6 protein-coding genes are annotated in these 12014 nt (G+C 55.2%); 5 read left to right on the top strand and 1 reads right to left on the bottom strand.

The window, feature by feature from the left end; all coding sequences use genetic code 11:
- The first annotated feature begins 16 nt into the window (after positions 1-16).
- From E5355_RS00530 to uxuA, 5 genes are all read left to right on the top strand, one after another.
- Complete coding sequence (locus E5355_RS00530; RefSeq protein WP_136008721.1) at positions 17-2674, top strand: glycoside hydrolase family 2 TIM barrel-domain containing protein; 2658 nt, start codon at positions 17-19, stop codon at positions 2672-2674.
- A 57-nt stretch (positions 2675-2731) separates the two neighbouring features.
- Positions 2732-5098, top strand: coding sequence for an alginate lyase family protein (locus E5355_RS00535; protein WP_136008722.1), 2367 nt, complete (start codon positions 2732-2734; stop codon positions 5096-5098).
- Positions 5099-5195: 97 nt separating this feature from the next.
- Positions 5196-7643: a glycoside hydrolase family 2 protein gene (locus tag E5355_RS00540; RefSeq protein ID WP_136008816.1), complete on the top strand. Its 2448-nt coding sequence runs from the start codon at positions 5196-5198 to the stop codon at positions 7641-7643.
- A gap of 76 nt (positions 7644-7719) precedes the next feature.
- On the top strand, positions 7720-8532 hold the full coding sequence (locus E5355_RS00545; protein ID WP_136008723.1) for an SDR family oxidoreductase: 813 nt from the start codon (positions 7720-7722) through the stop codon (positions 8530-8532).
- 239 nt (positions 8533-8771) lie between these two features.
- Entirely contained in the window at positions 8772-9944 is a 1173-nt protein-coding gene (gene uxuA, locus E5355_RS00550) for a mannonate dehydratase (RefSeq protein ID WP_136008724.1), read from the top strand.
- A 349-nt stretch (positions 9945-10293) separates the two neighbouring features.
- On the opposite strand, the gene dcm is transcribed toward uxuA, so the two are convergent.
- Positions 10294-12012, bottom strand: a complete 1719-nt coding sequence (dcm, locus tag E5355_RS00555) for a DNA (cytosine-5-)-methyltransferase (protein ID WP_136008725.1) — start codon at positions 12010-12012, stop codon at positions 10294-10296.
- Between the last annotated feature and the right edge of the window lie 2 nt (positions 12013-12014).

Raw genomic sequence — 12014 nt, forward strand, 5'->3', positions numbered from 1 at the left:
CACTTTATCTTTTGTCATGAGAATCTTCAAGCATATACACAAACCGGTCTGTCGGGCAATTGCTACAATAATTATTTTTTCTATCCTGGCTCCGTCCAGTCTTTATGCACAACGGGAAATCCAAACCATCAACGACAGTTGGAAGTTCCGAAAAGGCGAATGTACCGCTGCCTTAGACAGCACTTTCAAGGATGACGAATGGGAGGATATTTACCTGCCCCATACTTGGAATACCGACGCATATACCGAGAAGGATTATTATCGGGGTATGGGATGGTACCGTAGACAAATAATCCTGCCACAAGACTGGATAGGAAAACAAGTTTTTCTGAAACTGGATGCTGCCAGCAAAGCAACTTGTATCTATATCAATGGAAAGAAAGTCGGTGAACATACTGGAGGTTACACTGCAAGCACACTCAACATTACTCCATTTCTCTCCTTCAACTCACCCAACATGCTGGTTATCCGCGTGGATAATGCCAGAATGGACATTCCGCCTATTTCGGGTGACTTTACCTTCTTCGGCGGTATTTATAGAGATGCATGGCTCATCGCCGTACCCAGCCAACATTTCAATCTGACAAATCATGGTTCCGACGGTATCTTCATCACCACTCCCCGGGTATCCGAGCAACAAGCCACCTTGTCCATCCATGGCGAAATAAGGAATGATGCCCGGGAAAAAGCAGCACTCGAACTGGTACACTCCATCTACCACCCTGATGGAACCCTCCTCCAAACGCAAAAGCAGTTTATACAGCTCAAAGCCGGAGAGACACGAAACTTTGACAGCAATATATCTCCTATCCTCCAACCACTGCTATGGACTCCGGAAACGCCCTACCTCTACAGAGTAGAAACCACCTTGTTCAACTGCAAAACAAAGTCCGTCGTAGACCAAAGCAACCACCATACCGGTTTCCGCTGGTTCCATTTCGAATCCAACAAAGGTTTCTTCCTCAACGGCAAGCCCTACAAGCTGCGCGGCATCTGCCGCCACCAGGACCAGAAACCTATCGGTGTAGCCCTGACGGACGAAATGCACCGCCGTGACATGAAACTAATGAAAGAGATGGGAGCCAACTTCATCCGAATTTCCCATTATCCACAAGACGACGCTATCATAGAGATGTGTGACAAGCTGGGAATGCTGGCCTGGGAAGAAATTCCCGTCATAGACATCGTGCCCGACACACCGGAGTATGCGGAAAACTGCGAACGTAACCTGCGCGAGATGATTCGCCAGCACTACAACCACCCCAGCATCATCACGTGGGGATATATGAACGAAATCCTCCTCGTAGCACAGCGCAAGCACAAAGGCGACGCACTGAAACCGGTACTGGAACGTACCCTCGCCCTTGCCCGCCGGCTGGAGAATGCCTTGAAGCAGGAAGACCCCACACGCATCAGCGCCATGGCCTTCCACGGCAGCAACAGCTACAACGAAACCGGACTGAGCCAGATTACCGACATCGTAGGCTGGAACCTCTACCAGGGCTGGTACGGAGGCGACGTCACAGGCTTCGAGAAGTTCCTCGCCGAACAGCACCGCAACTACCCCGCTCACCCGATGATTGTGAGCGAGTACGGTGCCGGTTCGGACAGACGGCTGCACACACTCGCTCCCCGCGCCTTCGACTTCAGCATCGAGTACCAGCAGAAATACCTGGAGCACTACCTCCCCGTGCTTGAAGAGACGCCCTACGTCTGCGGCGGCACACACTGGAACTTCATCGACTTCTCATCCGCACTGAGAGACGAATCCATGCCACGCATCAACAACAAAGGGCTGGTCTATGCCGACCGCACGCCGAAGGACGTTTACTATTATTATAAAGCGGCATGGCGCAGCGACATCCCCGTGCTGCACATTGCCAGCCGCGACTGGACACGCCGTAGCGGTGTACAACAGGAAGGCAAGCCGGTGATGCTGCCCGTCAAGGTCTACTCCAACTGTCCCGAAGTGGAGCTCTTCATCGACGGGACATCCGTAGGCAAGAAAAAGACGGAGAACTTCACCGCCCTCTTCGAGGTGCCGTTCCTCCGGAAAGAACCTTTCCTTTCGGCACACGCCACCTATCAGGGCAAGCCGGTGACGGACGGATTGCGGGTAGGTTTCACCCCCATCCCCGACAGGCTGGACAAAACCAATCTGAACGGATTGGAACTTGCCGTCAACGTAGGCAGCCATTGCTTCTTCACCTCCGACGAGAGTCACCTGACCTGGGTTCCCGACCAACCCTACACCCCGGGCAGCTGGGGCCATCTCGGCGGCAAGGAAGCGGGCACGCAGACCGAAATCGGCCTGACGACCGACGGCCCGCTGTTCCAGACCCTGCGCAACGGCCTTGAAGGCTACCGCTTCGACGTGCCCCAAGGTGTTTACGAAGTAGAACTGCTCTTCACCGACATCTACCGCCGGAACAGCTCCACAGCCTACCTGCTGGGCCGCGAGAGGCAGCAAGAGAACCGCGAGAACGCCTTCCGCATCACTATCAACGGAAAGACCGTGGAAGATGCCCTCTCCCCCTGCCGCACAAGCGGCTACTTCCGCGCCTTGCGAAAGAAATACATCGTCGACAACGATACAGACCATCTCGAAATCAAATTCCATGCCCGAAGCGGAAACAGCTTCCTGAACGGAATCAAGATAAGGCACAGGAATTAAACATCAAGAACCCGCGCCGCCCACAGAAAACAAACTTATAACAAAACCCATAAACCCATGAAACAGAAAGCAACCAAATGGGCACTTGCCCTCCTCCTCTGGATGCCGGGCGCACAAGCCCAGTCCATCTGGAACACCGACCACCTGCAAAGCGTGAAGCAATCCATCGACAAGCCTTTCTATGCCCACTCCTACCAGGCACTGAAAGCCGAAGCCACCCGTCTGCTGGATGCCGAACCCCTCTCCGTGATGATGAAGGAGAAGACTCCTGCCAGCGGAGACAAGCACGACTACATGAGCCAGGCCCGCTACTACTGGCCCGACCCCGCCAAACCCCACGGACTGCCCTACATCAACCGCGACGGCATATCGAACCCCGAACTGAACAAGCTGGACCGCAACCGTCTGGGAGCCACCGCCAACCGTGTCACCACCCTTGCCCTCGCCTGGTACTTCAGCGGAGAAGAGCGCTACGCACAAAAGGCTACGGAACTGCTCCGCGTGTGGTTCCTCAACAAAGAGACCCGCATGAACCCCAATCTGGAATATGCCCAAGTGACACCGGGCCACAACAACGACAAAGGACGCTCCTACGGCCTGATAGACACCTACTCCTTTGTAGAGATGCTGGATGCCGTGGCCCTCTTGGAACCATCGAAAGCATTCACCGCCAAAGACAGCAAACAACTCAAGGCCTGGTTCGCCCAACTGACCCACTGGATGCTCTCCAGCCCGCAAGGCAAGGAAGAGGCGGAATGCAAGAACAACCACAGCATCGCCTACGACGTGCAGATAGCCGCCTTCTCGCTCTACGGAGGCAAACAGCAGCAAGCCATCGACATCATCAACGCCCTGCCCGCACGCCGCATCGCCAAGCAGATTGACACGGACGGCAAGCAGCCCCACGAGTTGACCCGCACACTGGCTTTCCACTACTCACAGTACAACCTGACCCACATCCTCGACCTCCTCACCATGGCACGCAACCTGAACATGGACACCGAAGCCCTTGCCGCACACGACGGGCATAGCTTCTACAAGGCGATGGACTTTCTGGCACAATACATGGGCAAGGATTCGGGCACATGGCCCTACCGGCAGATAAGCGGATGGGAAGAAGCACAACAGAACTTCTGCCGCGACCTCTACCGCACCGCCACCTGGCTCAACCCCACACGCAAGGATTACCTGCGCCTGTACAACGACTGCCGCACGCTGGACCTGAGCGACCGCTTCAACCTGCTCTACGTGCAAGCCACCGAAGTGGACCACGCCTACGCCTTCGCCGCCGGACAGCTGCAACTCGCCATGCAGTGCGCCGACAAGGCACGCAAGGAGCAGAAGAACGCCGCACGCCGCCACGTAGTGCCACGTACCATTGCCAAAGACGGCTCGCTGGCCATGATACCCCCCCACGACTGGTGCTCGGGCTTCTTCCCCGGCTCCCTGTGGCAGATGTATGCCTACACACACAGCGACTTCTGGCGGCAGTCGGCCATCTCCTGGACCTGGCCCATCGAAGAGGCCAAATGGCACAAAGGCACGCACGACCTGGGCTTCATGATGTACGACAGCTTCGGCAAGGCCTACGAACTGACGGGTGAGCAGTCTTATAAAGATGTAGTCATCCAGAGCGCCCGCACGCTGATTACCCGCTACAGCCCCAAGGTGAAGAGCATCCGCTCGTGGGACCACAACCGCGACAAGTGGAAGTATCCCGTCATCATCGACAACATGATGAACCTCGAAATGCTGTTCCGCGCCACCCAGCTCACCGGCGACTCCGTCTACTGGAAGGTGGCAGTGGACCACGCCAACACCACGATGAAGAACCACTTCCGGCCCGACCACTCGTCTTATCACGTAGTGGACTATGACCCCGAAACGGGCGACGTCCGCCTGAAATGCACGCACCAGGGACACTCGGACGACTCCTTCTGGAGCCGCGGACAGGCTTGGGGCCTCTACGGCTACGCCATGTGCTACCGCTTCACACGCAACCCCGCCTACCTGAAGCAGAGCGAAAACATAGCCGACTTCTTCCTCTCACTGCCCCACATGCCTGCCGACGGCGTGCCCTACTGGGACATGAAGATGGACAACATCAACAACCTCACGCCCGACAACGTGAACCCCGACGTGCCGCGCGACGCCTCCGCGGCCGCACTCATCGCCTCCGGTCTGTACGAACTCTGCACCTACGTGGCTCCCGAGAAGGGCCGCCGCTACCGTGCCACAGCCGACAAGATTGTTGCCAGCCTCAACAGCCACTACCAGGCACAGCCGGGCACGCACTACGGCTTCCTCCTTCTCCACTCCACCGGACACCACCCAGGCGGAAGCGAGATAGACGTGCCGCTGAACTATGCCGACTACTACTATCTGGAGGCACTGGCACGGAAAAGGGCACTGGATGCGGAATAACCACCTCTGATTATCAACAGCTTAACATCAATTGTCAGACACCGGACTTTGTCGTGTCAGAGTCCGGTGTTTGACAAATCATACAATATACCCCTATATGAAGACACTCAAAAACCTACTCTGCCTGTTGCTTGCCTGCCTATGGGCAAACAGCATTTCCGCCCTCATCCCCACCGACCGCAAACAACGTCTTACGACGGGTTGGGAGTTCATCCGTCAGGACATGGGCAGCATCTGGGAAGTGATGCGCCCCGTGCCCGGAACCGGAAAACCCGAAGCCGTCCCCCTCTGGCAGAAGGTGACCCTGCCCCATTGCTTCAACGCCGAAGATGCGGTAGACCCCTACACGAACTACTACCAAGGCGCCGGATGGTATCGCACCACCCTCCATATAAACAGCCCTTATCAAGACGGGCGCATCTACCTGGAGTTTGAAGGCGCGGGACAGAACACCGAAGTCTACGTCTACACCACCCTTGTGGCCTCGCACACCGGCGGATACGACGAATGGAAAGCCGACATCACGGAAGCTGTGGAACAGTTCCGCTCCAACCCCGCCTGCCGCGAACGCTTCGGTGGGAAGATACCCGTCGCCATCCGTTGCGACAACAGCCGCGACACGGAAACAATTCCCTCCGACATGTCCGACTTCAACCTCTACGGAGGTCTCTACCGCTATGTCAACTTGGTTTACACCCCCGCACATTCCATCGGGCAAGTGCAGATAAACGCCCGGACAACTCCCGGCGACAAGCTGGGCAAGGTGGAGTGGCAGGTCACTACCGAACGTCCCCTCTCCGCCTCCCCGTCCGAAGAAGTGCCTGAACTGATGATTACCGTCCTCTCGCCCGAAGGAAGGAAGATTTACCAAGACTGCTACCCGCTGCAAGACACCTGCCGCGCCTGGTTCGCCCTGAAAAGCCCCACGCTCTGGAGTCCCGACAGCACCGCCCTCTACACCTTCCGGGCCCAACTCATTGCGGGAGGCACCGACACCTTGCTGACCCACACGGAGCATTTCGGCTTCCGCCACATCCGCTTCGAGGAGAAAGGACCCTTCTACCTCAACGGGCAACGGCTGTTGCTACGCGGCACCCATCGCCACGAAGACCACGCCGGGGTAGGTGCCGCCCTCACCGAAGAGATGATGATTGCCGAAATGAAGCAAATCAAGGCAATGGGCGCCAACTTCATCCGCCTGGGCCACTACCAGCAGTCGGAAATCATCCTCCGCCTCTGCGACAAGCTGGGGCTTCTGGTGTGGGAAGAGATTCCGTGGTGCCGTGGCGGACTGGGCGGCGAGAAGTACCGCGAACAGGCACGCCGCATGCTCACCAATATGATCGGCCAGCACCGCAACCACCCCTGCGTCATCCTTTGGGGCACGGGCAACGAAAACGACTGGCCGGGCGACTTCGAGGAGTTCGACACGGACAGCATCCGCACCTTTATGGGCGAACTGAACGACCTCGCGCACCGACTTGACCCCACCCGTCCCACCGTCATCCGCCGTTGCGACTTCTGCCGCGACATCGTGGACGTGTATTCGCCCAGCATCTGGGCAGGCTGGTACGGGCGGTGCTTCCGCAACTACCGCGAGATGGTACAAGCGGGCTTCGAGAGCGTGCCCCGCTTCATCCATGCCGAATGGGGCGGCGACAGCCACGCCGGACGCCACGCCGAGGAGCAAATGACAAAACACGGCTCCTCCTTCGACATCGAAGCGGGCGACCGCAACGGCGACTGGAGCGAATCGTACATCGTCCGCCTCTTCGACTGGCACCTGAAAGAGCAGGAGCAGATGCCTTGGCTCACCGGAAGCGCCTTCTGGACCTTCAAGGACTTCTCCACCCCGCTACGCCCGCTGAACCCCATCCCCTACGTCAACCAAAAGGGCGTAGTGCAGCGCGACGGCACACCCAAAGAGAGCTACTACGTCTTCCAAAGCTACTGGAGCCACGAACCGATGCTGCACATCTACGGGCACTCCTGGCCTGTGCGGTGGGGCAAGGCGGGCGAGGCGAAGGAAATCCTCGTTTACTCCAACTGCCCCGAAGCAGAACTCTTCGTCAACGGCATCTCCTTAGGACGGAAGAAGCGCGACAGCCAAGACTATCCTGCCGCCGGATTCCACTGGAACGCCGTGCTGAAGGAGGGAGAAAACGAAATTGAAGCCATCGCCTACCGCGACAACAAGCCCTGCCTGCGCGACAAGATACACCAGACCTACCAGACACAGCCTTGGGGTGCCCCCGCCCAAATACGCCTGACACAGGCCAAGGTGGACGAAGAAACCATACTGGTACAGGCCGAACTGCTGGACAAGGACGGCATCCCCTGCCTCGACGCCTGCCACTTCATCGAATTCGGCTGCACGGACAGCGAAGCATTGCTCCGAAACCAAGGAACCGCCCACGGGTCGCAACTCCTGCAAGCCACGGGCGGACGGGCAGGCATCTACGTCAAGAGCCACGTTCCGGTAGTGGTAAGCGCCCGCTGCAAGGAAGAAATATGCGGCACCGCCTTCATTTCAGTCGGAAAATAAGGAGAACTCTAAAGAGAATTCCATAATTTTGCAATATCGAACCGGAAAAATACAAAATCAGTAGACAAAACATCGTATGAAAAACCTATTCGACATCAAACACCGCGTAGTGGTCATCACCGGCGGAACGGGCGTATTGGGAAGGGCCATCGCCCTGCACCTCGCAGAGGAGGGCGCCAAAGTAGTCATCCTGGGCCGCAAAGCCGAAGTGGGACACGCCCTCGCGGCAGACATCAAGGCAGCCGGCGGCGAAGCCCTCTTCCTGACCACCGACGTGACCGACCGCGCACGCCTGGAGCAGAACCTGAGCGACATACTCGCCGCCTACGGCCGCATAGACGCCCTGCTGAACGCCGCCGGCGGAAACATGCCGGGCGCCACCATCGCCCCCACGGGCACCATCTTCGACTTGAAGACAGAGGAGTTTCAACGGGTGCTGGAATTGAACCTGACGGGCACCGTGCTGCCCACACAAGTCTTCCTCCGCCCGATGGTGGAGCAGAAGCGCGGCGCCATCGTCAACTTTTCCAGCATGGCAGCCTTCCGCCCCCTGACGCGCGTGGCCGGATATGCCGCCGCCAAAGCGGGTATCTCGAACTTCACCGCCTTCATGGCTGCCGAAGTTGCCAGGAAGTTTGGCGAAGGCATCCGCGTGAATGCCATCGCCCCCGGATTCTTCCTCACGGAGCAAAACCGAGCCCTGCTGACGAACCCGGACGGAAGCTACACGGAACGCGGGCAAGATGTGATTCGCCAAACTCCCTTCGGACGCATGGGCCGTGCCGAGGAGCTTTGCGGAACGATACAATACCTCATCAGCGATGCCTCGGCCTTTGTCACAGGCACGGTGGCCGTAGTAGACGGAGGATTCAACGCATTCGCCATGTAGCATCCGCCATGTAGCATCCCCCCGGAGGGAAACGGAAATTCTTTTCAGCGCTCCTTCGAGAGTCCGTTTTGAAGAATACATGAACAGAACCGAGAAAACATACACTCAGGCCCCCTGCTCAAAGAATCCTTTTCAGCGCTCTTTCGAGAGTCCGTTTTGAAGAATACATGAACAGAACCGAGAAAACATACACTCACCCCTCCTCCTCAAGGGGGCGGGGAGGCAAACTTACATACATTATGATACTTTGTGAACAAACCTGGCGCTGGTACGGTCCCAACGACCCGGTAAGCCTTTGGGACATAAAACAAGCCGGAGCCACCGGCATTGTGAACGCCTTGCACCATATTCCAAACGGAGAGATATGGACGGTAGAGGAGATCGGGAAACGGAAAGAAATGATTGAATCCGTCGGCCTGCGATGGTCTGTAGTAGAGAGCGTGCCCGTGCACGAGCATATCAAGACCCAAACCGGAGACTTCCGGAAGTATATCGACAACTATAAGGAAAGCTTGCGCAACCTGGGCAAGTGTGGCATCAACACCGTCACGTACAACTTCATGCCCGTGCTGGACTGGACGCGCACCGACCTTGCCTACGAACTGCCCGACGGCAGCCGCGCCCTCCGCTTCGAACGCGCCGCCTTCATCGCCTTCGACCTCTTCCTGCTGCGCCGCCCCGGTGCCGAGGCCGAATACACCGACGAAGAAAAGGCCAAGGCCCGTGCCCGCTTCGAGGAGATGACGGAGGCAGACAGGCAACTGCTTGTGCGCAACATCATTGCCGGGCTTCCCGGCTCGGAAGAGAGCTTCACCCTGGAGCAGTTTCAGCACGAACTGGACCGCTACAGAGACATCACTCCGGAGCGTCTGCGCGCCAACCTGATTTACTTCCTGAAGGAAATCGCCCCGGTGGCCGACGAAGCGGGCGTCGTGCTCGTCATCCATCCGGACGACCCGCCCTGCTCCATCCTCGGCCTGCCGCGCATCATGAGCTGCGCTGCCGACTTTCAGGCACTGGTCGACGCCGTCCCCAACAAGAGCAACGGCCTCTGCCTCTGCACCGGCTCGCTCGGCGTGAGCGCCGCCAACGACTGTGCGGCCATCATGCGGCAGTTTGCCCACCGCATCCACTTCGTGCACCTGCGCAGCACGCAACGCGACGCCGAAGGCAACTTCCACGAGGCCAATCACCTGGAAGGCGACGTGGACATGTATCACGTGATGAAGGCTTTCCTTGAACTGCAACAATGCCGTGGCGTCTCCATCCCGATGCGTCCCGACCACGGACACCAAATGGTGGACGACCTGAAGAAGAAGACCAACCCCGGATACTCTTGCATCGGCCGCCTGCGCGGACTGGCAGAGCTGCGCGGACTGGAGATGGGCATTGCAAAGTCGATGGAGGAATAAGATTTCTTTTCTTATATACTCTGCAAGAAGCCGTTGAACTGCAAACAATATTGTAGTTCAACGGTTCCTTTATATAAACAAATACCTTTTCTTGTTTGTCTGAAGCTACCGGAAAATGAACAAGACAACAACAGGCAAACCTATGGCATCAAAAATGCTTAAGATAGGGTACGAGGCACTCTCATCCTACTTGGAAGGTAATATCAGGTGTAAGGGATTAAACGTCTTCTCAAACATACTGAAGCAGCCTTGAACGTAGCATGAAGCAGCTTCCTCTGTATCTCTGCGTTCAATCCCCAATATATCAGGAACGAAACAACAAGAGGGAGTAAATAGCAAGAACTTCAAATCATTCAATCACTCGGTTTAAGATAGTATCTGTATATGTATTGAATATAGCAAGCCTGATAAGCTTATATTCGGGCAAACTTTCCAGAAATTCCAATTCCAATACCAATCTCGGTTCAGTATCCCCACTCTCTTTATAAATTTCCGCCTTGCTTCCAATCCGGGCTATACGGATAAGATAGAGATCACGAACCCCCTTACCTTTTATATAAGGCATAAAATAATAAAGCTTATTCAAAGAAATAGTGGACGGAAAAGATTTTGCCTTCCCCGTATAGTATATCTTTGTGGGAGTTCCATTCAAGAAATAATCTTGATTGTCTAATTTGACCAGCCCAATAAGAAGCCGTTTCGTTCCATCAAGGATATATGTTTTCCTTGGAGCATTTGCAGCAATTTTTTTCGTTTCCTCAGTGAATAAATTCAAATCCAACGTCGGATGTGCATCACGTTGTATATGAATAGGACGTGAAGATACAGGCGCTTCATTATAAATGAACCGATAAAGGCTTTTTCCTATTTGTTCAACGATACCACATACAAGTGCATTCCCCATGAGAAAAGCGCGACGTCCATCCGAAACTTCAGGATGAAACGTATGATTATCGGGGAACATATTCAACCGTTCCAATTCAATGGGGATAAGACGACGATACCTCCCGGACGGAGTCTGCACCACATGTTTGAAACGGGACGGGGCAGCTCCTCCTTCACCGGTAATCATCGTACGCGACGGTTTGTCCAAACTATCGGGAAAAGCCATTCCACCTTCAGAAAAAACATACTCATATCCCTCCTTGGAGACACGGTTTATTTTCTTCGCCCCTTTCTCGTACTGCCATTTAGGCAATTCTTCTTCAGAAATAAAAAAGTCTTCCGGAACAAATTCTTCACTGACCAAATTGTCGCCTAATGTCTGGAAAGTACCCTCATACATAGCTACAGCATCTACAGAAAACACATGCCGGTCCATCATCATACCTGCATTGCCAAAAGGACTCTCTCTCTTTCCTTGATTGAAAGTTGCAGAAACTTCCTGGACACTCCCCTTTATATCAAAGGCGGACAATGTCTTCTCTTTCTGTTTGAAAGGAAAAGATTGAGCCATTACTCCATCATATAGTACCCAATCCTCCATTCCTTCAATCCGGTTTGCCACGACCGAACCCTTACGATACCCCACAATATAAGTCCGGCGCCGACGTTGCGGCATTCCATAATCGGCAGCATTGATTACCCGCCATTCCACCACATAGCCAAGGTCGGACAACGATGCAAGAATAATAGCGAAATCACGGCCACGTTGGGTTGCCGGAGAGTTTATCAGCCTATCTACATTCTCAAAGAAAATATAATCAGGGCGACTCTCGCCTTTCTCTTCAAGAATACGATAGATTTGCCACCACAATACCCCCTTTTTCCCCTCAATACCACCGGAGCGGCTCAAAGTGGCAGCTACAGAATAGTCTTGACAAGGGAAACCGCCTACCAAAAGGTCATGATTGGGAATCTCCTCTGTCGGCACTGTATTTATATCACGATTCGAATGCCCTTTACAGCCGAAACGGGCCTTATACACCAATGAAGCATCTTGACGTTTGGTCGATGGTTCCCATTGATTGTTCCAAATGGTTTGATAAGCATCCGACGCACCTTCCAAGCCAATCCGGAAGCCTCCTACACCTGCAAAAAGTTCTACAACACGTATCTGATTACTCATTT

Source organism: Bacteroides muris (ex Afrizal et al. 2022), from assembly GCF_004793475.1.
Classification (GTDB): Bacteria; Bacteroidota; Bacteroidia; order Bacteroidales; family Bacteroidaceae; genus Bacteroides; species Bacteroides muris.

Coding starts and splice junctions, on each gene's coding strand:
- E5355_RS00530 (WP_136008721.1), top strand. CDS start 17: ATGAGAATCTTCAAGCATATACACAAACCGGTCTGTCGGGCAATTGCT.
- E5355_RS00535 (WP_136008722.1), top strand. CDS start 2,732: ATGAAACAGAAAGCAACCAAATGGGCACTTGCCCTCCTCCTCTGGATG.
- E5355_RS00540 (WP_136008816.1), top strand. CDS start 5,196: ATGAAGACACTCAAAAACCTACTCTGCCTGTTGCTTGCCTGCCTATGG.
- E5355_RS00545 (WP_136008723.1), top strand. CDS start 7,720: ATGAAAAACCTATTCGACATCAAACACCGCGTAGTGGTCATCACCGGC.
- uxuA (WP_136008724.1), top strand. CDS start 8,772: ATGATACTTTGTGAACAAACCTGGCGCTGGTACGGTCCCAACGACCCG.
- dcm (WP_136008725.1), bottom strand. CDS start 12,012: ATGAGTAATCAGATACGTGTTGTAGAACTTTTTGCAGGTGTAGGAGGC.